Origin of the sequence: unidentified bacterial endosymbiont, from assembly GCF_918797525.1 — a bacterium.
Taxonomy (GTDB): domain Bacteria; phylum Pseudomonadota; class Gammaproteobacteria; order Enterobacterales; family Enterobacteriaceae; genus Enterobacter.
Map to the genome: position 1 here is coordinate 3,733,070 of NZ_OU963893.1, position 21,425 is coordinate 3,754,494.

The 21,425-nt window shown below is 53.2% G+C and carries 22 protein-coding genes; 6 read left to right on the top strand and 16 right to left on the bottom strand.

The annotated features are described in order from the left end of the window. The first annotated feature begins 19 nt into the window (after window positions 1-19). Window positions 20-1,882 (top strand): 1-deoxy-D-xylulose-5-phosphate synthase, encoded by a 1,863-nt coding sequence (dxs, locus tag NL510_RS17915; protein ID WP_253378906.1) that lies wholly within the window; start codon window positions 20-22, stop codon window positions 1,880-1,882. A gap of 62 nt (window positions 1,883-1,944) precedes the next feature. After that, window positions 1,945-2,919: an aldo/keto reductase gene (locus tag NL510_RS17920; protein ID WP_253378910.1), complete on the top strand. Its 975-nt coding sequence runs from the start codon at window positions 1,945-1,947 to the stop codon at window positions 2,917-2,919. A gap of 66 nt (window positions 2,920-2,985) precedes the next feature. On the opposite strand, the gene NL510_RS17925 is transcribed toward NL510_RS17920, so the two are convergent. From NL510_RS17925 to nrdR, 9 genes are all read right to left on the bottom strand, one after another. After that, entirely contained in the window at window positions 2,986-3,447 is a 462-nt protein-coding gene (locus tag NL510_RS17925; protein ID WP_253378912.1) for a DUF943 family protein, read from the bottom strand. A 1-nt stretch (window position 3,448) separates the two neighbouring features. Next, window positions 3,449-3,910 (bottom strand): DUF943 family protein, encoded by a 462-nt coding sequence (locus NL510_RS17930; RefSeq protein WP_253378913.1) that lies wholly within the window; start codon window positions 3,908-3,910, stop codon window positions 3,449-3,451. Window position 3,911: 1 nt separating this feature from the next. Beyond that, entirely contained in the window at window positions 3,912-4,373 is a 462-nt protein-coding gene (locus tag NL510_RS17935) for a DUF943 family protein (RefSeq protein WP_253378914.1), read from the bottom strand. Between the two features lie 4 nt (window positions 4,374-4,377). Further along, entirely contained in the window at window positions 4,378-5,220 is an 843-nt protein-coding gene (locus tag NL510_RS17940; protein WP_253378915.1) for a DUF3289 family protein, read from the bottom strand. A 397-nt stretch (window positions 5,221-5,617) separates the two neighbouring features. Next, window positions 5,618-6,589, bottom strand: a complete 972-nt coding sequence (thiL, locus tag NL510_RS17950; RefSeq protein ID WP_253378920.1) for a thiamine-phosphate kinase — start codon at window positions 6,587-6,589, stop codon at window positions 5,618-5,620. A gap of 76 nt (window positions 6,590-6,665) precedes the next feature. Continuing rightward, window positions 6,666-7,085 carry a transcription antitermination factor NusB gene (gene nusB, locus NL510_RS17955; RefSeq protein WP_253378922.1) on the bottom strand — a complete coding sequence of 140 codons (420 nt, stop codon included), beginning with the start codon at window positions 7,083-7,085 and terminating at the stop codon, window positions 6,666-6,668. Between the two features lie 20 nt (window positions 7,086-7,105). Beyond that, window positions 7,106-7,576 (bottom strand): 6,7-dimethyl-8-ribityllumazine synthase, encoded by a 471-nt coding sequence (ribH, locus tag NL510_RS17960; RefSeq protein ID WP_006176874.1) that lies wholly within the window; start codon window positions 7,574-7,576, stop codon window positions 7,106-7,108. Window positions 7,577-7,663: 87 nt separating this feature from the next. Continuing rightward, window positions 7,664-8,767, bottom strand: a complete 1,104-nt coding sequence (ribD, locus tag NL510_RS17965) for a bifunctional diaminohydroxyphosphoribosylaminopyrimidine deaminase/5-amino-6-(5-phosphoribosylamino)uracil reductase RibD (protein WP_253378924.1) — start codon at window positions 8,765-8,767, stop codon at window positions 7,664-7,666. 4 nt (window positions 8,768-8,771) lie between these two features. Beyond that, a complete protein-coding gene (gene nrdR, locus NL510_RS17970) occupies window positions 8,772-9,221 on the bottom strand; it encodes a transcriptional regulator NrdR (protein WP_253378925.1) in 450 nt (149 codons plus the stop codon). Window positions 9,222-9,371: 150 nt separating this feature from the next. Between nrdR and NL510_RS17975 the strand changes: the two genes are divergently transcribed. Next, window positions 9,372-9,911, top strand: a complete 540-nt coding sequence (locus tag NL510_RS17975) for a SadB/YajI family lipoprotein (protein WP_253378926.1) — start codon at window positions 9,372-9,374, stop codon at window positions 9,909-9,911. Window positions 9,912-10,177: 266 nt separating this feature from the next. After that, a complete protein-coding gene (locus NL510_RS17980) occupies window positions 10,178-11,056 on the top strand; it encodes a nucleoside-specific channel-forming protein Tsx (protein ID WP_253378928.1) in 879 nt (292 codons plus the stop codon). A 135-nt stretch (window positions 11,057-11,191) separates the two neighbouring features. Here NL510_RS17980 and secF read toward each other — a convergent pair whose 3' ends face one another. The 5 genes from secF to queA are packed head-to-tail and all read right to left on the bottom strand — an operon-like array spanning window position 11,192 to window position 16,656. Beyond that, window positions 11,192-12,163 carry a protein translocase subunit SecF gene (gene secF / locus NL510_RS17985; protein WP_253378929.1) on the bottom strand — a complete coding sequence of 324 codons (972 nt, stop codon included), beginning with the start codon at window positions 12,161-12,163 and terminating at the stop codon, window positions 11,192-11,194. Window positions 12,164-12,173: 10 nt separating this feature from the next. Beyond that, entirely contained in the window at window positions 12,174-14,021 is a 1,848-nt protein-coding gene (gene secD / locus NL510_RS17990; RefSeq protein WP_253378930.1) for a protein translocase subunit SecD, read from the bottom strand. Window positions 14,022-14,047: 26 nt separating this feature from the next. Then, entirely contained in the window at window positions 14,048-14,380 is a 333-nt protein-coding gene (yajC, locus tag NL510_RS17995) for a preprotein translocase subunit YajC (protein ID WP_042320789.1), read from the bottom strand. A gap of 22 nt (window positions 14,381-14,402) precedes the next feature. Continuing rightward, window positions 14,403-15,530 carry a tRNA guanosine(34) transglycosylase Tgt gene (tgt, locus tag NL510_RS18000; protein ID WP_253378931.1) on the bottom strand — a complete coding sequence of 376 codons (1,128 nt, stop codon included), beginning with the start codon at window positions 15,528-15,530 and terminating at the stop codon, window positions 14,403-14,405. A gap of 55 nt (window positions 15,531-15,585) precedes the next feature. Then, window positions 15,586-16,656 carry a tRNA preQ1(34) S-adenosylmethionine ribosyltransferase-isomerase QueA gene (gene queA, locus NL510_RS18005; RefSeq protein ID WP_253378936.1) on the bottom strand — a complete coding sequence of 357 codons (1,071 nt, stop codon included), beginning with the start codon at window positions 16,654-16,656 and terminating at the stop codon, window positions 15,586-15,588. Window positions 16,657-16,748: 92 nt separating this feature from the next. On the opposite strand from queA, the gene acpH reads away from it, so the two are divergent. Together acpH and NL510_RS18015 are read left to right on the top strand one after the other, a co-directional pair. Then, on the top strand, window positions 16,749-17,330 hold the full coding sequence (gene acpH, locus NL510_RS18010) for an ACP phosphodiesterase (RefSeq protein WP_253378942.1): 582 nt from the start codon (window positions 16,749-16,751) through the stop codon (window positions 17,328-17,330). 126 nt (window positions 17,331-17,456) lie between these two features. Then, the gene (locus tag NL510_RS18015) at window positions 17,457-18,059 is read left to right on the top strand and encodes a peroxiredoxin C (protein WP_253378943.1); all 603 of its coding nucleotides are present in this window, start codon (window positions 17,457-17,459) and stop codon (window positions 18,057-18,059) included. A 40-nt stretch (window positions 18,060-18,099) separates the two neighbouring features. On the opposite strand, the gene malZ is transcribed toward NL510_RS18015, so the two are convergent. Then, complete coding sequence (gene malZ / locus NL510_RS18020; RefSeq protein WP_253378945.1) at window positions 18,100-19,917, bottom strand: maltodextrin glucosidase; 1,818 nt, start codon at window positions 19,915-19,917, stop codon at window positions 18,100-18,102. Between the two features lie 131 nt (window positions 19,918-20,048). Then, complete coding sequence (proY, locus tag NL510_RS18025) at window positions 20,049-21,422, bottom strand: proline-specific permease ProY (protein ID WP_253378949.1); 1,374 nt, start codon at window positions 21,420-21,422, stop codon at window positions 20,049-20,051. Between the last annotated feature and the right edge of the window lie 3 nt (window positions 21,423-21,425).

Here is a 21,425-nt window from a genome sequence, read left to right on the forward strand (position 1 = left end):
CTATCTCAATGAGCCTTTGATGAGTTTTGATATTGCCAAATACCCGACACTGGCGTTAGTTGACTCCACCCAGGAGTTACGTCTGTTGCCGAAAGAGAGCCTGCCGAAGCTGTGCGACGAACTGCGTCGTTACCTCCTCGACAGCGTCAGCCGCTCCAGCGGCCATTTCGCCTCCGGGCTTGGCACGGTTGAGTTGACCGTGGCGCTGCATTACGTCTATAACACGCCCTTCGATCAACTTATCTGGGACGTCGGCCACCAGGCCTATCCGCACAAAATTCTGACCGGACGTCGCGATAAAATTGGCACTATCCGCCAGAAAGACGGCCTGCACCCGTTTCCGTGGCGCGGTGAGAGCGAATATGACGTGTTAAGCGTCGGTCACTCTTCCACGTCCATTTCTGCGGGTATCGGTATTGCCGTCGCCGCCGAAAAAGAGAACAAACAGCGCCGCACCGTCTGCGTAATAGGCGACGGGGCGATCACTGCCGGGATGGCCTTTGAGGCCATGAACCACGCGGGTGATATTAAGCCGGACATGCTGGTTGTCCTCAACGATAACGAAATGTCGATTTCCGAAAACGTCGGCGCGCTGAATAACCATCTGGCGCAGCTGCTTTCCGGCAAGCTCTACTCCACCCTGCGCGAAGGCGGCAAAAAAGTCTTCTCCGGCGTACCGCCGATTAAAGAGCTGCTCAAACGCACTGAAGAACACATCAAAGGCATGGTTGTCCCCGGCACTCTTTTTGAAGAGCTGGGCTTTAACTACATAGGCCCGGTCGACGGCCATGACGTGCTGGGGCTGGTGTCGACGCTTAAGAACATGCGTGACCTGAAAGGCCCGCAGTTCCTGCACATCATGACCAAAAAAGGGCGTGGCTACGAGCCGGCGGAAAAAGATCCGATCACCTTCCACGCGGTACCGAAATTCGACCCGACCAGCGGCTGTCTGCCAAAAAGCAGCGGCGGCATGCCGAGCTACTCGAAAATCTTTGGCGACTGGCTGTGTGAAACGGCGGCCAAAGACAACAAGCTGATGGCGGTAACGCCTGCCATGCGTGAAGGCTCCGGCATGGTGGAGTTCTCAAAAAAATACCCTGACCAGTATTTTGACGTGGCGATTGCCGAGCAGCATGCGGTGACCTTTGCGGCGGGCCTGGCAATTGGCGGCTACAAGCCGGTGGTGGCGATTTACTCTACCTTCCTGCAACGCGCCTACGACCAGGTTATCCACGACGTTGCCATTCAGAAGCTGCCGGTACTGTTCGCGATTGACCGTGCGGGCATCGTGGGGGCGGACGGCCAGACGCACCAGGGCGCATTCGACCTGACGTTCCTGCGCTGTATCCCGGACATGGTGATTATGACGCCAAGCGACGAGAACGAATGTCGCCAGATGCTGTTTACCGGCTACCACTATCAGAAAGGTCCCAGCGCGGTGCGCTACCCGCGCGGCAATGCCGTTGGCGTTGAGCTGCAGCCGCTGGAAAAACTGGCGATCGGTAAAGGACTGGTGAAGCGTCGCGGTGAAAAAGTGGCCATCCTGAACTTCGGCACATTAATGCCGGAAGCGGCCAGCGTTGCCGAGACGCTAAACGCAACGCTGGTGGATATGCGCTTCGTGAAACCGCTTGATGAATCCCTGATCCTCAGCATGGCGGAAGGCCATGACGTGCTGGTAACGCTGGAAGAGAACGCCATCATGGGCGGCGCGGGCAGCGGCGTAAATGAAGTGCTGATGGCGAACCGTAAAATGATCCCGGTGCTGAACCTCGGCCTGCCGGATCGCTTTATTCCTCAAGGCACGCAGGACGAGGCCCGCGCGGCTATTGGCCTTGATGCCGCCGGTATCGAAGCCAAAATCCGCTCCTGGCTGGCATAACCCCTCCCCTTTTCTGCTCCTGCTATGCTTAAACGTAATGTTTAAAACAGCAGGAGCGGACCGTGCAATACAATACATTAGGAAAAACTGACCTTAAGGTTTCCCGACTGTGCCTGGGCTGTATGAGCTTTGGCGAGCCTGACAGGGGTAAACACGCCTGGACGCTGCCGGAAGAGAGCAGCCGCCCCATCATTAAACGCGCCCTCGACGGCGGCATTAACTTTTTTGATACCGCCAACAGCTACTCCGACGGCAGCAGCGAGGAGATCGTAGGCCGCGCCCTGCGCGACTTTGCCCGACGCGAGGACGTGGTCGTTGCGACCAAGGTGTACCATCAGGTTGGCGATTTGACTGAAGGTCTTTCCCGGGCGCAGATCCTGCGCTCCATTGACGACAGCCTTCGCCGCCTGAACATGGATTACGTGGACCTGCTGCAGATCCACCGCTGGGATTACAACACCCCAATTGAAGAGACGCTGGAAGCCCTGAACGACGTGGTGAAAGCCGGGAAAGCGCGCTACATCGGCGCGTCGTCTATGCATGCTTCGCAGTTTGCCCAGGCGCTGGATCTGCAGGCGCAGAACGGCTGGGCGCGTTTTGTCAGCATGCAGGATCACTACAACCTGATCTACCGCGAAGAAGAGCGCGAAATGCTGCCGCTGTGCTACCAGGAAGGCGTGGCGGTGATCCCCTGGAGCCCGCTGGCGCGCGGCCGCTTGACCCGCCCGTGGGGCGAAACCACGGCCCGCTCGGTGTCTGACGAGTTTGGCAAAACGCTGTATGAAGGCACCGAGGGCAGCGATGCGCTGATTGCCGAACGTCTGGCAGGCATTGCCGACGATACGGGCGCAACGCGCGCGCAGGTCGCGCTGGCGTGGCTGCTGAGCAAACGTGGTGTTGCGGCACCGATCATTGGCACGTCTCGCGAGGAACAGCTGGATGAGCTGCTGAGCGCGGTGGATTTAACGCTAACGCCAGAGCAGATTGCCGAGCTGGAAACGCCGTATCAGCAGCATCCAGTGGTGGGGTTTAAGTAAACACAAGCCGGGTGGCGCTGCGCTTACCCGGCCTACACTCTCTGACGCCATTATAAGCAGCAGCTTTTAATACCGCTCTTTGGTCATTGAGCCATCTTTTTTATTCATAATGTACAGATTACCATCAACATAAAACTTGATTTTATTGCTTTCAGGAAATCTGAAAGCAACCTCAAGAAGGTTATTTTTCTCAATGCAATTTTTCTCTGAAGTCATATCAGAAAAACAAAAATAATCCTCGTGCAGCGAATCCCGCAGATACCCGTCCCCCACGTCCCAGACCGTCAAAACAAATCTCTGTCCGGAGGGAATATTGTATTTTTTCTTAAGCATATCCCGCTGAGATAACCACCAGTTAATTCTCCCCCGGTCCGTTAACGGGAAATGGTCTACGATAATATAATCATAGCCAAGGCTATTCGTACTGCGATGAACATCAATGATTTTCACAGGATAAATATGTCCCCAGGAACTATAAACAATCACAGCCAAAGCAATCGCCGTATAAATAAACCAGGATTTTTTCATATTAGTTCCGTTCTTTAGTCATTAAGCCATCTTTTTTATTCATAATGTATTTATTATCACCAATAATAAAATTAACATTGTTTTTATCAGAAAATCTGGCATCAACTTTAAGAAGTTTATTTTTCTCAATACAGTTCTTCTCTGATGTCATATCAGGAAAACAAAAATAATCCTCTCGCGGCGAATCCCGCAGATACCCGTCCCCCACGTCCCAGACTGTCAAAACAAATTCCTGCCCGGAGGGGATGCTGTATTTTTTCTTAAGCATATCCCGCTGAGATAACCACCAATTAATTCTTCCTCGATCCGTTAACGGGAAATGGTCAACGATAATATCATCATAATCAAATCTATCAGTGCTGAGATGGACATCAATTATTTTCACGGGATAGATATAATCCCATAAGCTAACAACAATCACAGCCAAAGCAATTGCCGTATAAATAAACCAGGATTTTTTCATGTTAATACCGCTCTTTAGTTATCGAGCCATCCTTTGTATTCATAATGTACATATTATCACCAACATAAAACCTGATCTTATTGCTTTCAGGAAATCTGAAAGCAACCTCAAGGAGGCTAATTTTCTCAATACAATTCTTCTCAGAAGTCATATCAGGAAAACAAAAATAATCCTCGTGCGGCGAATCCTGTAGATAGCCGTCGCCCACGTCCCAGACCATCAAAACAAATCGCTGCCCGGATGGGATATTGTATTTTTCCTTAAGCATATCCCGCTGAGATAGCCACCAGTTAATGCGCCCCCGGTCCGTTAACGGGAAATGATCAACGATAATATCATTATAGCCCAGCCTATCCGTACTACGATGGACATCAATGATTTTCACAGGATAGATATGGTCCCAGGAACTATAAATAATTACAGCCAAAGCAATCGATATATAAATAAGCCAGGTTTTTTTCATATCATTATTGCCCCGTCAGTTTTACAGAAGCATTGAAGTTCGTCACAAAAGGTTTAAATGAAAAGCGGTTATATCGTTGAAGAACAAACCATATCCGAAAAAACCTGAAGTTTTGGTATAGTTTTTTCGTGATATCTTCTCGCCCCAGGCCAAAATGATCCTGAGCCTCAACTAATATCTCCGCCTCCCATCCAATCTGGTATCGTCTAAAATTAAGCATAACAATTCTCTGGAAATAGATATCATGGACGGTGATCCCCATTCCATTAAATCTGTCTTCGAAATCATTAAACTTAGGCAATATCGTCCTCGATATTTCCGTTCGTACATCCCAAATAAAACTCTGACTACCAACGTGTTTATGCCTATCACTGACATATTTATTAATTACATCCCTGATAACACCGAGCGTAGTATCTCTATATTGCCTTGCCCTGAGAAGATCAGAAAATGATCTGTTGAGTAACGCACTATAACCATAAGGCCTGCCATCGCCATGCTGAAAATGGTTAATCATCTCTCCAATTAAGTTTTTATATTGCCCGAACGCAAACGCCCCTGACAACTCCCTCATTTCATCGAAAAGTATACTGGCGCATTGATCAGGGGTAACGCTTTTATCGTCTTTGAGAGAGTACCCAGTAAAGAATGGAGCGTTAAGATATTTAACTGTGTTATCTTTGAAGGACATACTATAAGGATCGACTATAGTCGAAACATCGTTAAGCCCTAGTGACTGTAATTCTACAGCAGACAGATCGCTATACTGCATGTCATCTGTACTTGCATCATTAATTCTATGTTTTGTCTGAAAAAGTATTTCGCAAGGAAAATTCATTTCGTACATATTCATCCCTTAATAGTACACGTGCTAACAATCCTATAACTTACATCCTCATTCCAAGGTCATCATACGCCAGACGGCAAGACAAAAACACGATAAATAAATCAAATAGCGGAATTATATAAATTACATTTATTTAATGAATAAAGTTTTATTTACAAATTCATTAGATTAATTAAATCATTCGTTCGTCGCCAATGAAAGACTGAGCAGAAGTGGGGGATATAGGTGTCATTGCCTTCCACCTTACAACCCTAACCTGAATCTTTTAGAGCGAAAGTGGAAGTTAATGAACGAGCATACCGGGAACAGTCGTTATTTCAGTAATCCCCGATGTTTCAGAGATGACATTTGCAACCTGAGGTAACGGGTGTAGGTATTAAACCGGACAAGCTCTACGTTAAGCAAAGTGATCAAATCCTTTCCAGTCCAGCGTTACCGGTGCGCCCTCGCGGACAAATTGTAGCCCTTCGCTCTCCGGCATAATCTGCCCAATACAGGTGAACCGCGCGCCAAGATGCGCCAACGCTACGTCGAGCGTGCCGCGGTTCAATTCCGGAACGGTAAAGCACAGCTCGTAATCTTCACCGCCGGACAGCGCCCAGCGCAGAGCCTGCTCGGGTTCAGCGTGGCGGAGAAGTTGTTCTGAAAGCGGGAACGAGTCGAGATCGATCCGCGCCCCCACGCCGCTGGCTTTCAGGATATGGCCGAGATCGGAGATCAGCCCATCGGACAGATCGATAGCCGAACTGGCGCGATCGCGCAGCGCCTGGCCGTGCAGAATACGTGGCGTTGGGCGCAGATGGCGCTTCACCAGATACGCCGCATCGTCAGCCTCTTCAACCGTTAAGCGATTCTGAAGGATAGCTAACCCCGCGGCGCTGTCACCCGGCGTACCGGTCACGTAGATCCAGTCCCCCGGCTTCGCGCCCGAGCGCTTCAGCGCACGGCCAACCGGCACATAGCCGTGGATTGCCAGCGTCATCGACAGCGGCCCGGCGGTGGTATCGCCCCCAATCAGCTGCATATCGTAGTAGTTAAGCTGGTCAAATAGCGCGTCGCTAAAGGCCTCAAGCCAGGCTTCATCAACATCGGGAAGGGTCAAGGCCAGGGTTAACCACGCGGGATCGGCCCCCATGGCGGCCAGGTCGCTCACGTTGACGGCCAGCGCTTTATACGCCAGATCGGCAGGATTGATGTCCGGTAAGAAATGTCGCCCACACACTAAGGTGTCGGTGCTGATTGCCAGCGTCTGTTTTTCGGGAACATTGAGAAGTGCACAGTCATCGCCGATGCCGGTTTCAACGTCAAGACGAGAGGTTCTGACACGGTCGAAATAACGGGCAATCAGGGAAAATTCGCCGCATGCCATACGTTATGCCTCAGCAAAGAAAAGAAAAACCGGAGCCGCACTGCCGGTTGCGCAGTGCAAGACTCCGGTTTGCGGATCACTTTTTGTGGGGACGAATTGCCGGTGCGGCTTTATCCAGCACGCCATTAACAAATTTATGGCTGTCTTCTGCGCCAAAGGTTTTCGCCAGCTCAATCGCTTCGTTGATCGCCACTTTGTACGGCACATCATCACGTTTAGACAGCTCGAACAGCGCAATGCGCAACACGGCTTTTTCAACCTGGCCCAGCTCTTCAAGCAGACGAGACAGGTATGGCTTCATCAGGCCATCGAGATACGCGCTATTAGTCGCCACTCCCGACAGCAGTTCACGGAAGTACAGAACGTCAACGTCTTTCACGTCCTGTTCTGCCAGGAACTGGTATTCAACATCAGCGATGTCGTTCTGGGACAACTGCCAGGAGTAAAGTGCCTGAACGGCACATTCACGGGCGCGGCGACGAGCAGCAGGTTTCACGGAATTCCCCTTACAAAAAATCAGGCCTTGATGGCTTTCAATACATTGATCATTTCAAGCGCGGTCAGTGCAGCTTCTGCACCTTTGTTACCGGCTTTGGTGCCAGCACGTTCGATGGCTTGTTCAATACTTTCGGTGGTCAGCACGCCGAACGCGACAGGAATTTCAGCATCCTGTGCAACGTGTGCCAGACCGTTGCTTGCACCGCCCGCAACGTATTCGAAGTGCGCAGTGCCGCCACGAATAACAGTACCCAGCGCAATCACCGCGTCGTATTTACCGGTTTTCGCCAGCGCGCCGGCTGCCAGAGGCAGTTCATAAGCACCTGGAACCCAAACAACGGTAATGTTGTCATCTTTAACCTGGCCGATACGTTTCAGGGCGTCAATCGCACCTTCCAGCAGGCTGTCGTTGATGAAGTTGTTGAAACGCGCAATGGTGATGGCGACGCGAGCGTCCGGGGTAGCTACAGCAGCTTCAATAATGTTCATACTCTTCCTTTACGGGTTCATTTGGCCCCGCAGGGGGGCGGATTTTATCATAATACTTTGCGCACTGCTTCCCTATTTCAGGGGCAATTACGCTGTCGTTAAGTGGAGGCAGACATCCGGACCTACCGGACGAATCTCGCTGAATTTGAGTTGCGGTGCATCGGCCAGTTTTTCAAGACCGGGCAGCACAAACAGGCCGCGCGCATCGTTGCCTAACAGTTTAGGCGCAACGTAGACAAGAAGCTCGTCCACCAGCCCCGCCTGAAGCAGCGCACCGGCGAGCGTTGGGCCCGCTTCGACCCAGATGCTGTTCACCTGCTGCTTACCCAGCAGCATCATCAGCACCACCAGATCAAGATGCCCATTGTGCTCCGGCACCATAATGCTGCGCACCCCTTCCGGCCATTCACGCGTATCTTCCTTCGTGCGGGCAATCCAGGTTTCCCCTGGCTGCTGCACGATACGGTGTTCCGGCGACACGCGGTTCTGGCTATCAATGATAATCCGCAGCGGCTGGCGCAGGTTTTCCTGCGGGTAGAGCGCCTGGGTATCCGCATTCAGCTCGTTCCAGCGCACGGTCATGGCCGGATCGTCAGCCAAAACGGTTTCACTGCTGGTGAGAATAGCATGGCTTTGCGCGCGCAGACGTTGCACATCGCGCCTTGCCTGTGGCGAGGTTACCCACTGGCTCTCGCCGCTTGCCATTGCCGTGCGGCCATCCAGCGAGGCGCCAAGCTTCAGCTGAATAAACGGGAAGCCGGTGCGCATACGCTTCAGGAAGCCTTTGTTGATCGCTTCTGCGTCTTGCATCATCAGACCGTGGCTGACGTCGATCCCTTCCTGCTGCAGACGATAAAGACCGCGCCCGGCCACCTGCGGATTTGGATCCTGCATCGAGGCGACCACCCGCGTGACCCCCGCCGTAATCAGCGCGTCGCAGCACGGCGGCGTGCGGCCGTGGTGGCTGCAGGGTTCAAGGGTCACGTAGGCCGTGGCGCCGCACGCCTTTTCTCCGGCCATGCGCAAGGCATGGACTTCGGCATGCGGCTCACCGGCACGATAGTGAAAGCCTTCGCCCACAATTTCGCCATCTTTAACGATGACGCACCCGACGTTGGGATTAGGATGGGTAGTGAATCGACCGCGCTGCGCCAGTTTCAAGGCGCGCGCCATGTAAATCTCATCCTGCATGAGCTCAATCCTGTAAGCGGGCGATCTCTTCGCCAAACTCTTTGATATCTTCGAAGCTGCGGTACACAGAGGCGAAGCGGATATAGGCAACCTTATCGAGCTTTTTCAATTGCTCCATCACCAGGTTACCGATCATTTTACTCGGCACCTCGCGCTCGCCCAACCCCCGAAGGTGAGACTTAATATGGTTCAGCGCCATTTCCACGTCGTCTGCGCTGACGGGGCGCTTTTCCAGGGCTTTGAGCATCCCGCTACGCAGTTTCTCTTCATTAAAGGGTTCACGCACGTCGTTACTTTTCACCACCCGCGGCATGACCAGTTCGGCCACTTCAAAGGTCGTGAACCGTTCGTTGCACACCAGACACTGCCGACGGCGGCGTACGGAAGACCCTTCGCTCACCAGGCGAGAGTCGATGACTTTGGTATCCACAGCGGAGCAGAATGGACAATGCATACGGTATCCCTGTTATCTGGTTAACTCTTTTCATTTTACCCTGATCTGGGCTGACAACAAAGGAACTGCTTTTGAGACAAAGGATCTATGCCCGGCAGGACGATGCTGGCTACCATTACGCTAATCCGTTATTACAAGGAAATACATGCCATGACAAGACGTTACCTGAAGTTGCTGCTGGTGGGGAGCCTCTTTACACTTAGCGCCTGCGCACCGCAAAGCGAAGTCCGTCAGATGAAACAAAGCGTGAACACGCTGAATACGGCAATGAACAAACTGAACAAAGAAACCGTGAAGATCGCGCAGCAAAACGCGCTGAATAAAAAATCCAGCAGCGGCGTTTATCTGTTGCCAGGAGCAAACACGCCTGCGCGCCTCAATAGCCAGCTCGGCATGTTGAAAATGTCGCTGGTTAACGTGGCCGCGAATGCGGAGGGTACGCGCGCAACATTACGCATTCAGGGTGAATCCAACGATCCGCTCCCGGCGTTTAGCGGGACCGTTGAGTGGGGTCAAATCCAGGGCACAACCGACAGCTTCGATGAGGTGAACGTGAAGAACCAGCTCTTCACCGTACCGGCCAGTGCGCTGGCTCCGGGCGATGTTGATATCCCGCTTCAGTTAAGCGGCCTTACGCCAGAGCAGTTAGGGTTTATCCGCATCCACGATATCCAGCCTGCCGCGCAATAATCCTCCCTACGCGGGGTACAAAGTTACTCCGCTAACATTTACATCTTGCAAAGATTGGCAACATAAATAATTGCGGCTACAATCCCCGCCGTTTAAAGTACGCAAACGTGAACGCAATCGATTACGCATGTGAGAGATATGTGAAACAACACATATTTTTGTGAGCAGGGATTCCTATAATAGGCTCCGCAGAAACACGAAATATTTAGAAACGCAATTCGCGCATTTTTCACTCCCGCAAGGGAATTTCAATCAGTGGCATGATTATGAAAAAAACATTACTCGCAGCTGGCGCAGTGCTGGCACTGTCCTCCTCTTTCACTGTAAACGCAGCTGAAAACGACAAACCACAGTACCTCTCTGACTGGTGGCATCAGAGCGTTAACGTGGTAGGCAGCTATCACACCCGGTTCGGACCACAGATCCGCAACGATACCTACCTCGAGTACGAAGCATTTGCTAAAAAAGACTGGTTTGATTTCTACGGTTATATGGATGCGCCGGTCTTCTTCGGCGGTAATACCGATGCAAAAGGTATCTGGAACCACGGCTCTCCCCTGTTTATGGAAATCGAACCGCGTTTCTCCATCGATAAGCTGACGGGTACCGATTTGAGCTTCGGTCCGTTCAAAGAGTGGTACTTCGCCAACAACTACATTTACGACATGGGCCGCAACTCAGCGGGCCGCCAGAGCACCTGGTACATGGGTCTGGGGACTGACATCGACACCGGTCTGCCGATGAGCCTGTCCTTGAACGTCTATGCGAAGTACCAGTGGCAAAACTACGGCGCAGAAAACGAAAACGACTGGGATGGCTATCGTTTCAAGGTGAAATACTTTGTGCCAATCACCCAGCTGTGGGGCGGTAACCTGAGCTACATCGGCTTCACCAACTTTGACTGGGGTTCAGACCTGGGCGATAAGAGCGCGTACGCTGAGAACGGTATTAAACAACGCACGAATGACTCCATCGCTTCCAGCCATATTCTTGCGCTGAACTACGATCACTGGCACTACTCTGTTGTGGCGCGTTACTGGCACAACGGTGGTCAGTGGAACGATGATGCAGACCTGAGCTGGATGAAAGAGAACGTACGCTCTACCGGCTGGGGTGGATACCTTGTTGTAGGTTACAACTTCTAATCGGTGCGGGGATGCCCCCACTGTACTCTGGCTTCCCGCACACGAAAAAGCGCCCTTGTCCCTGCCGGGAGAGGGCGCACACGTAAAAAATCCCGGTCAGTTGACCGGGATTTCGATAACACATCAGATAATGTCTTACGGCAGAATAGACGGCTGATCCGCCCCTTCTTTTTCGACTTTCTGCTGAAGCAGATGCTCGCGCTTCATACCCAGTTTCAGTGCAAGTGCGGACGCCACGTAAATAGACGAAGCCGTACCAATAGTGACACCAATCAGCATGGTCAGCGAGAAGCCTTCCAGTACCGGACCCCCGAAGAGATACAGCATCAGGATCACCATCAAAGTGGTGCCGGAAGTTATCAAAGTACGGTGCAACGTCTGGGTCAACGACACGTTAAAGATTTCGTACGGCGTGCCGCGACGGATCTTACGGAAGTTTTCACGGATACGGTCAGATACCACGATACTGTCGTTCAGTGAGTAACCGATAACGGACATCAGCGATGCCACAATCGTCAGGTCAATCTCAATGTGAAACAGAGACAGTATGCCCATGGTGATCACCACATCGTGCGCCAGCGCGATGACGACGCCTGCCGCCAGTCGCCACTCGAAGCGGAAACCAACGTAAACCAGGATAGAGATCAGCGCCACCATCAGCGCCATCGCACCGGTCTGCGCCAGGTCCGCACCCACGCTTGGCCCGACGAACTCAATACGCTTCACCGTCGCATTCTGGCTGGTCGATTCGTTAATGACGTTAAGGACCTTGCTGCCCAGCTCCTGGCTGCCGTTAGCATCGTGTACCGGCGGCATACGCACCATGATGTCACGGCTGCTACCGAAGTTCTGCAGCAGCGGCTCTTCGAAGCCCGCTTTCTGCAGAGACAGACGCATTTCGTCCATATCGACCGGTTTTTCAAGGGTGATTTCAATCACCGTACCACCGGTGAAATCGAGGCCCCAGTTAAAGCCCTTCACGCCCATAATGACGATAGACAAAATCAGCAGAAAACCTGAAATGCCGAAGGCCCAGTAGTCCCAGCGCATAAAGTCCCAGACTTTACGGCCATGGTTCAATTGTTCAACAGTATATTCCTGTGCCACAACGCACTCCTCAGATAGACAGCTTTTTGACGCGCTTGCCGCCGTACAGCAGGTTCACGATGGCACGGGTGCCGACAATAGCGGTAAACATCGACGTTGCGACACCGATACCGGTAGTAATCGCAAAGCCTTTGATCGCGCCGGTACCCACTGCATACAGGATGAGAACCTTAATCAGTGTTGTTACGTTCGCATCGAAGATAGAGCTGAACGCGCCTTTGTAGCCTTCTTCAATCGCCTGCTGCACAGAACGACCGTTGCTCAACTCTTCTTTTATGCGTTCGTTTATCAGTACGTTAGCATCGACCGCCACCGCAAGGGTGAGAACGATACCGGCAATCCCCGGCATGGTCAGCGTTGCCCCAGGCAACAGTGACATGATACCGATGATCAGCACCAGGTTCGCCACCAGCGCGGACGTCGCGATCAGACCAAACTTCTTGTAGAAGAAGATCATAAAGATAATCGAGACCACCAGACCGGCCAGACACGCTTCCAGACCCTGTTTGATGTTCTGCATACCCAGGGTTGGCCCAATGGTACGTTCTTCAACAATCTGGATTGGCGCAATCAGCGCACCGGCACGCAGCAGCAGCGAGAGCTGACGCGCTTCGTTCGGGTTGTTAATACCGGTGATACGGAAGCTGTTACCCAGACGAGACTGGATGTTGGCGATGTTAATCACCTCTTCCTCTTTCACCAGCACCGCACGACCGTTAGCATCTTTCTTACCGCTGTCTTTGTACTCCACGAACAGGGTCGCCATCGGTTTACCGATATTGTCCTTGGTGAAGTTAGACATGATGTTACCACCCGCGCTATCAAGCGAGATGTTAACCTGCGGCTGGTTGTACTCGTCCTGGCTTGAGGTGGAGTCGGTGATGTGGTCACCGGTCAGGATCACGCGTTTGTAAAGCACAACCGGCTGGCCTTCGCGGGTCTGTTTCACTTCGGAGTCGCCCGGAATACGGCCAGCGGCAGCGGCGGCCTGATCGACGTTAGCGTTAACCAGACGGAATTCCAGAGTTGCAGTCGCCCCCAGAATCTCTTTCGCACGCGCCGTATCCTGGATACCCGGCAGCTCAACCACAATACGGTCGGCCCCCTGACGTTGTACCAGCGGCTCGGCCACGCCCAGTTGGTTTACACGGTTACGCAGAATGTTGATGTTCTGCTGAACGGCGTATTCACGCGCTTCACTCAGACGCGCATCCGTCATCACCGCACGCAGTTGGTTGCTGCCCTGAGAGGTGATCACCAGATCGCGGTGACGTTGAGACAAATAACTAACGGCCTGATCGCGTGCCGCGCTGTCGCGGAACTGGATGCTCATGCCGTATTTATCTTCTTTACGCACGGTGGTGTACGCAATGCCTTTCTCGCGCAAATCGCTGCGCAGGCTGTCGATATTCTGTTCCTGCAGCTTACCCAGCGCGGTATCCATATCCACTTCCATCAGGAAGTGAACACCACCACGCAGGTCAAGACCAAGTTTCATTGGCTCTGCGTTCAGCGCAGCCAACCAGCGCGGCGTTGCAGGAGCAAGGTTCAGCGCCACGACGTATTTATCCCCCAGCACGCCCATCAGCGCTTCACGGGCGCGGAGCTGCGTGTCGGTGGTGTCGAAGCGAGCGAGAATTGCGCCCTCTTCCAGTGCCACAGACTTAGCGGTAATTTTTTCTTCTTGTAACGTTTTCTGGACCTGGATCAGCGTTTGCTCACTGGCGGCGACACCGCGCGCGCCAGTGATTTGAACGGCCGGATCCTCACCATAAAGGTTGGGAAGTGCATACACCAGGCCGACAACAATGACGACCACCAGCATGACGTACTTCCACAAAGGATAACGGTTTAACACGGCAATTCCCTTTGGGAAAGTTGGGATTACAGCGCCTTCATGGTGCCTTTCGGCAGAACGGCAGCTACGAAGTCACGTTTAATAACCACTTCAGTGGTGTCGTTCAGTGCGATTGCAATGTAGCCGCTTTCAGCTACTTTGGTCACACGGCCCACCAGGCCACCGTTGGTCAACACTTCATCGCCTTTCGCGATGGAGTTCATCAGATTTTTGTGCTCTTTGGTACGCTTCTGCTGTGGACGCAGGATCATGAAGTAGAAGATCAGACCGAACACAACCAGCATCAGAATCAGAGACATCGGGCTGCCCTGAGATGGTGCGCCAGTTGCTGCTACCGCATCAGAAATAAAAAAGCTCATTCAAATTCCCTCATTATTAACATTAATCAACGTTCAAAGGTGGGACATCCCGGCCCTGACGTTGGTAGAAATCGGTCACGAAGCTCTCTAATTTACCCTCTTCGATAGCCTTACGTAAACCAGCCATTAAGCGCTGGTAATAACGTAGATTATGAATGGTATTGAGACGCGCGCCTAAAATCTCGTTGCAACGATCGAGATGATGCAGGTACGCGCGAGAATAATTGCGACAGGTATAGCAATCGCACTCGGAATCGAGCGGGCTGGTGTCACTCTTATGCTTCGCATTTCGGATTTTTACCACGCCATCGGTAACAAACAGATGACCATTACGCGCATTGCGGGTTGGCATAACGCAGTCGAACATATCAATGCCGCGACGCACGCCTTCAACCAGATCTTCTGGTTTCCCCACCCCCATCAGGTATCGTGGTTTATCCGCCGGGATTTGCGGGCAAACATGCTCCAGAATACGGTGCATATCTTCCTTCGGCTCACCCACAGCCAAACCGCCGACAGCGTAGCCATCAAAGCCTATCTCTACCAGACCTTTAACGGAGATATCACGTAAATCTTCGTAAACGCTGCCCTGGATAATGCCGAACAGCGCATTTTTGTTCTGTAGAGAGTCAAAACGGTCACGGCTACGCTGCGCCCAACGCAGGGACATCTCCATTGAACGTTTGGCGTAATCCCAGTCCGCCGGATACGGCGTACATTCGTCGAAGATCATCACGATGTCGGAGCCGAGATCGTACTGAATCTCCATCGATTTTTCAGGATCGAGGAAAATAGGATCGCCGTTGATCGGGTTACGGAAGTGAACGCCCTGCTCGGTGATCTTGCGGATATCGCCCAGACTGAAGACCTGGAAACCGCCGGAATCGGTAAGAATGGGGCCTTTCCACTGCATAAAATCATGCAGGTCGCCGTGCAGCTTCATGATCTCCTGACCAGGACGCAGCCACAGGTGGAAAGTGTTACCGAGAATAATCTGTGCGCCAGTGGCTTCCACTTCTTCCGGCGTCATCCCTTTTACGGTGCCGTAAGTGCCTACAGGCATAAACGCGGGGGTTTCCACCACACCACGATCAAACACCAGGCGACCGCGACGCGCGCGGCCATCGGTGGTATCGAGTTCAAATTTCATTTCTATTCCTCTGTGCCAGAAAAACAGTCCAACACATTATCCTGGTGCCGCGGAGTTATTCCCCGACACGCTCATGCAAAGCCTGCGGATTGTACGTGATAAACATCGCGTCCCCGTAGCTAAAAAAGCGATATTTTTGTTCTACCGCAGACTTATACGCAGCCATAGTGTGTTGATAACCCGCAAAGGCCGAAACCAGCATAATCAGCGTGGATTCCGGCAGATGGAAGTTGGTCACCAGCGCATCAATCACCTTGTATTGATAACCCGGGTAAATGAAGATCTGCGTGTCGCCAAAGAACGGCTCAATCAGGTCATTTTTGGCGGCCTGCGCGGCGCTCTCAAGAGAACGTACAGACGTGGTGCCAACGGCAATCACGCGGCTGCCGCGGGCTTTCGCAGACAGAACAGCGTCTACAACGTCCTGCGGCACTTCGGCATACTCGGAATGCATAATGTGATCTTCAATGCTGTCCACGCGCACGGGCTGGAAGGTACCCGCCCCGACGTGCAACGTCACGAATGCCATCTCAATGCCCTTTGCGCGCAGTTTTTCAAGCAACGGCTCATCAAAGTGCAGGCCCGCGGTTGGCGCAGCTACCGCACCCGGCTTTTGGCTGTAGACGGTTTGATACAGTTCGCGATCGGCCTCTTCGTCGGGGCGCTCGATATACGGCGGCAGCGGCATATGGCCGATGGCGTTGAGGATGTCCAGCACCGTGCGCTCGTCATTGAACGCCACTTCAAACAGCGCATCGTGACGCGCGGTCATGGTCGCTTTAATGCTCTCGTCGTCACCCAGCAGCAATTCTGCGCCCGGCCTGGGTGCTTTAGATGCGCGAATGTGTGCCAGAATGCGTTTATCATCAAGCATACGTTCAACCAGCACTTCAATCTTCCCGCCGCTGGCTTTACGGCCAAACAGACGCGCGGGGATCACGCGGGTATTATTAAAGACCAGCAGATCGCCAGGGTTGAGCTTATCGTGCAAATCGGTGAAAGTACCGTGCGTCAGCTCGCCCGTTGGCCCGTCCAGTGACAGTAAGCGGCAGCTACTGCGCTCAGGCATTGGATAGTGAGCAATCAGGGATTCGGGTAGTTCAAAGGAGAAATCGGCGACGCGCATGACGTATACTCGTGACTTAAAAACAGGCGGCATAGTCTAGTGCTCACACCACTTTGCTGCAACAACTAGCCGCCACTGGATAAAAAAAACGCATGAACTTTCTCGCTCATCTGCATCTCGCTCACCTCGCTAACAGTTCCCTTTCTGGCAATTTGCTGGCCGATTTCGTGCGCGGCAACCCCACTGAGGCGTATTCTGCCGAGGTCGTTGAGGGGATTTTTATGCACCGCCGTATCGACGTCCTGACCGATAACCTGCCCGAAGTGACGGAGGCCAAAACGTGGTTTCGCCCGCAAACGCGCCGCGTTGCGCCGATTACGCTCGACGTAATGTGGGATCATTTCCTGTCGCGCCACTGGTCGCAACTTTCGCCAGAGATGCCGCTACCGGCGTTCGTGCGCTATGCCCGGGCACAGATCGCTATTATTTTGCCGGACTCACCGCCACGCTTTGTCACTCTTAACCATCATTTATGGTCAGAGCGCTGGCTTGAACGCTACCGCGAGATGGATTTTATTCAGAGTGTGTTAAACGGGATGGCGAGCCGTCGCCCGCGGCTGGACGCCCTGCGCAACTCCTGGCACGATCTGGATCAACACTACGAGGCGCTGGAAAGGCTTTTCTGGCAGTTTTACCCACGTATGATGGCCCTGGCGCAAAATAAACAGCTTTAATTGTGGGCTGGTGATAGTTCAAAGCCCGGTCACCGATCGTCAACGCCTCTTTGTCTTATCGCTAAACACGCTCTATACTGGCCCGCGTTGCGCTCTAAATACCCTTATTATCTACAGGAGAATCATATGGTTCTGGTCACTCGTCCGGCCCCGGATTTTACCGCTGCAGCCGTTCTGGGCAACGGTGAAATCGTTGAAAATTTCAACTTCAAACAGCACACTAACGGTAAAATGACCGTTCTGTTCTTCTGGCCAATGGACTTCACTTTCGTTTGCCCGTCTGAGCTGATCGCATTCGACAAACGTTACGAAGAATTCCAGAAGCGTGGCGTAGAAGTTGTTGGCGTCTCCTTTGACTCTGAATTTGTACACAACGCATGGCGTAACACCCCTGTCGACAACGGCGGCATTGGTGCAGTGAAATACGCGATGGTTGCGGATATCAAACGCGAAATCCAGCAGGCTTACGGTATCGAACATCCGGACGCTGGCGTTGCGCTGCGTGGCTCTTTCCTGATCGACGCTAACGGCATCGTTCGTCATCAGGTTGTGAACGATCTGCCGCTGGGGCGTAACGTCGATGAAATGCTGCGTATGGTTGACGCGCTGCAGTTCCACGAAGAGCACGGTGAAGTGTGCCCGGCTCAATGGGAAAAAGGCAAAGAAGGGATGAACGCCTCTCCGGACGGCGTGGCAAAATACCTGTCCGAGAACGTATCCAGCCTGTAATCTGAGGCCCGCTTATGCGGGCCTTCTTATAGGTTAACGCTCAGTTACCTATCCAGAGGGTCGCCGAAATGGCCGGTAATGAGAGTACGCCGCCCTGCACTGCCCCTTTCCCCTCCTTTAAGCGCCACACCTTCACGTTCAGCAGCGGAGACTCATCCATCACCACGTCACAGGCTTCTCCCCGGTTAATCGCCACCAGCACGCGCTGCTGGTTATAGACGCGGACAAACACCACTACGTCATCCTGTGCGTAAATCACCTGGCAGCCGCCATAGCGCAGGGCCAGGTTCTGTTTACGCAGCTTCGCCAGCCGCTGATACAGGCTGAACAAGACCTTATCCTGTTTTTCCGGCTCCCACGGGAACGTTTTACGGCAGAACGGATCGTTGTTACCGTCCAGCCCGACTTCATCGCCGTAGTAAATGCAGGGCACTCCCGGCCAGGTAAAAAGCCAGGTCACAGCCAGCGGCAGCCGGGCGATATCCTTGCCGAGCAGGGAGTTAAAACGCGCGGTATCGTGGCTATCCAGCTGGTTAAACATCCGCAACTGCTGCTGATGCGACAAACCGGCACGGTAATTATCCATCCACTGCATGCAGGTTTTGGCGTCGATATGATTGGGATCGTATGAAATATCGGTATTCGCCAGAAATCCCCACAGCGGGAAGGTAAAACCGCGATAGTTCATCGCCGCATCTTCCACATCGGCCTGCAGCCACTGACGCGCATCACCAAAATGCTCACCAAAAACAAATGCCTCCGGCTGGGCCGCTTTTGCCGAACGCGCGATCCCGGCGACGTGCTGGAGGTTATTGCGCGCCCCGCCCGCTTCGCCAAGCATATGCACCACGTCCAGCCGCCAGCCGTCCATATTCCACGGTGCTTTAAGCCAGTGACGCACGATACTGTCTTCACCACCGTAAATTTCATTTACAAGCGTGGGTGACTGGAAATCCAGCTTCGGCAGGCTGGCATAGCCCAGCCAGTCCAGGGCATGGCCCTCCTCGTTAAAGCTATACCAGTCACGCTGCGGCGAGTCCGGATTGTGACACGCCCCGCTCATCGACTGGTTATGACGGTCGAACCAGGCATGAGAATCCCCGCTGTGGTTGAATACGCCGTCCAGAATCAGGCGTATACCTTCATTTTTGGTATTCTCTCTCAGGCGTAACAGCGCCTCATCGCCCCCGAACCGGGCATCAACCTGACGATAATCTTCGGTATCGTATTTATGCACGCTCGGCGCTTTAAAGACCGGATTGAGATACAGCGCGTTGACACCGAGTTTTTTCAGATACGGCAGTTTTTCGCTGATACCATCAAGATCGCCGCCGTAAAAGGTCGAACCTCCCGCCTGAGCGGTAAGCGGTTCTTCCCACGCTTTCAGGATAATGTCATGGCCCGCCGCCGCGTGGTAATAGACCTTGTCCTGCTGTGCGGTTCTTTTTTCACTGCGTGCAAAACGATCGGTGAAAATCTGATAAAAGACCCGATCGTTTAGCCACTGCGGGCCATTGTCCGGGTGATCCACCGCAAATTGCTCCAGACGGGCCGGCGGAAAATGGCTGAATCCCTGCGGGGTAAACCACAACTGGCGGTCGTTCCACAGCAGTTTGAAACTGTAGCGGCGGCGCGGCTGCCCGCTGTTAAGGTCAATGTTTGCCCGCCAGGCGGTGATCCCAGGCTGGGGCTGGCTGCGCTGCTTGTGCATTTTCAGCGTCGTTTCTTCGTTATCCACTTCAGCGCGTAGCGTTATACGATCCGGCTGATTTTCTCCCGCCAGCCAGAGCGTAATCACCAGGCGGTCTTTATTTTGCTTAACAAATGGAGCAACCGGAAGGTGCCAGGCATTTAACATCACGAATCCCCTTAGATGAAATTGACGTCACCTTGCCACAGGGTTGTTAAGGTTAGCTCATCATGATGCAGTTTATTCAGGGAGGAGGACGGGGGAGGAGAAATAATGCCCGGCATCGCCGGGCATTAAGGTTACTGCGCTTGCGCCAGCCTGCGGTCATGACGGCGTTTAAACACCCAACCGACCAGTAGCAGGAGGAGCCACGCGAAGCCCACGTACAGCGAAATACGGGTATCCGGGTGGTAGCCAATCAGGGCGATAATCAACACCAGGAAGACCAGACCGACCGCGGTTGTTGCCACGCCGCCCGGGACTTTGAACTTCAGCGCTTTCGTCTCGGATGGCGATAGACGGCGGCGGAACGCAATCTGCGACAGCAGGATCATTATCCACACCCACACGGTCGCGAAGGTTGCCAGCGAGGCAATCACCAGGAAGACGTTTTCCGGCATGATATAGTTCAAATAGACCGAGAACAGCAGTGCCACGGTCATCACCACGACCGTCACCCACGGCGTACCGCGGCGAGAGGTTTTGGCAAACACCTTAGGTGCGCTGCCCTGCTCCGCCATTCCGTGCAGCATACGGCCCACGCCGAAGACGTCGCTATTGATGGCAGACAGCGATGCGGTGAGCACCACAAAGTTGAGGATACTGGCGGCAAACGCAATACCCAGGTGCTGGAAAGTCAGCACAAACGGGCTGCCGTTAGTGCCCACCAGGTTCCACGGATAGATGGACATAATCACGAACAGCGTACCCACATAGAACACCAGAATACGCATGGGCACAGAGTTAATGGCGCGCGGAATCGATTTCTCCGGGTCTTTCGCTTCCCCGGCGGTAATCCCGATAATCTCGATACCGCCATAAGCAAACATCACCATCTGTAACGACATCACCATGCCCAGCCAGCCGTTGCTGAAGAAGCCACCGTTGCTCCACAGGTTATGGATCCCGGTGGGTTGCCCGCCGTTTCCTATTCCCCAGATGATGATGCCGAAACCGGCGAGGATCATGATGATAATGGTGGCAACTTTGAAGAAGGAGAACCAAAATTCCAGCTCGCCAAACACCTTCACGCTCATCAGGTTGACGGCGCAGATGATCAGCACCACGCTCAGTACCCAAATCCAGTGCGGAACCGCCGGGAACCAGACGCCCATATAAATGCCGAACGCGGTAACGTCGGCAATCGCGACAATCAGGATCTCAAAGCAGTAGGTCCAGCCGGTGATAAAGCCCGCCAGCGGGCCTAAATTTTCCTGGGCGTAGCGTGAAAATGAGCTGGCGGACGGATTGTGAACCGACATCTCCCCCAGCGCACGCATGATGATATACGCCGCGACACCGCCGATGATATAGGCTAACAGCACGCTTGGACCGGCCATTTTGATGGCATCTGCCGAACCATAAAAAAGACCGGTGCCGATAGCGGAGCCGAGCGCCATAAAGCGGATGTGGCGCGTGCTTAGCCCACGTTTAAGTTTGTTAGTGCTTTCCATTTG

Coding starts and splice junctions, on each gene's coding strand:
- proY (WP_253378949.1), bottom strand. CDS start 21,422: ATGGAAAGCACTAACAAACTTAAACGTGGGCTAAGCACGCGCCACATC.
- malZ (WP_253378945.1), bottom strand. CDS start 19,917: ATGTTAAATGCCTGGCACCTTCCGGTTGCTCCATTTGTTAAGCAAAAT.
- NL510_RS17930 (WP_253378913.1), bottom strand. CDS start 3,910: ATGAAAAAATCCTGGTTTATTTATACGGCAATTGCTTTGGCTGTGATT.
- NL510_RS17935 (WP_253378914.1), bottom strand. CDS start 4,373: ATGAAAAAAACCTGGCTTATTTATATATCGATTGCTTTGGCTGTAATT.
- NL510_RS17925 (WP_253378912.1), bottom strand. CDS start 3,447: ATGAAAAAATCCTGGTTTATTTATACGGCGATTGCTTTGGCTGTGATT.
- acpH (WP_253378942.1), top strand. CDS start 16,749: ATGAACTTTCTCGCTCATCTGCATCTCGCTCACCTCGCTAACAGTTCC.
- NL510_RS17975 (WP_253378926.1), top strand. CDS start 9,372: ATGACAAGACGTTACCTGAAGTTGCTGCTGGTGGGGAGCCTCTTTACA.
- ribD (WP_253378924.1), bottom strand. CDS start 8,767: ATGCAGGATGAGATTTACATGGCGCGCGCCTTGAAACTGGCGCAGCGC.
- dxs (WP_253378906.1), top strand. CDS start 20: ATGAGTTTTGATATTGCCAAATACCCGACACTGGCGTTAGTTGACTCC.
- nrdR (WP_253378925.1), bottom strand. CDS start 9,221: ATGCATTGTCCATTCTGCTCCGCTGTGGATACCAAAGTCATCGACTCT.
- NL510_RS17980 (WP_253378928.1), top strand. CDS start 10,178: ATGAAAAAAACATTACTCGCAGCTGGCGCAGTGCTGGCACTGTCCTCC.
- NL510_RS18015 (WP_253378943.1), top strand. CDS start 17,457: ATGGTTCTGGTCACTCGTCCGGCCCCGGATTTTACCGCTGCAGCCGTT.
- NL510_RS17940 (WP_253378915.1), bottom strand. CDS start 5,220: ATGTACGAAATGAATTTTCCTTGCGAAATACTTTTTCAGACAAAACAT.
- tgt (WP_253378931.1), bottom strand. CDS start 15,530: ATGAAATTTGAACTCGATACCACCGATGGCCGCGCGCGTCGCGGTCGC.
- yajC (WP_042320789.1), bottom strand. CDS start 14,380: ATGAGCTTTTTTATTTCTGATGCGGTAGCAGCAACTGGCGCACCATCT.
- queA (WP_253378936.1), bottom strand. CDS start 16,656: ATGCGCGTCGCCGATTTCTCCTTTGAACTACCCGAATCCCTGATTGCT.
- ribH (WP_006176874.1), bottom strand. CDS start 7,576: ATGAACATTATTGAAGCTGCTGTAGCTACCCCGGACGCTCGCGTCGCC.
- thiL (WP_253378920.1), bottom strand. CDS start 6,589: ATGGCATGCGGCGAATTTTCCCTGATTGCCCGTTATTTCGACCGTGTC.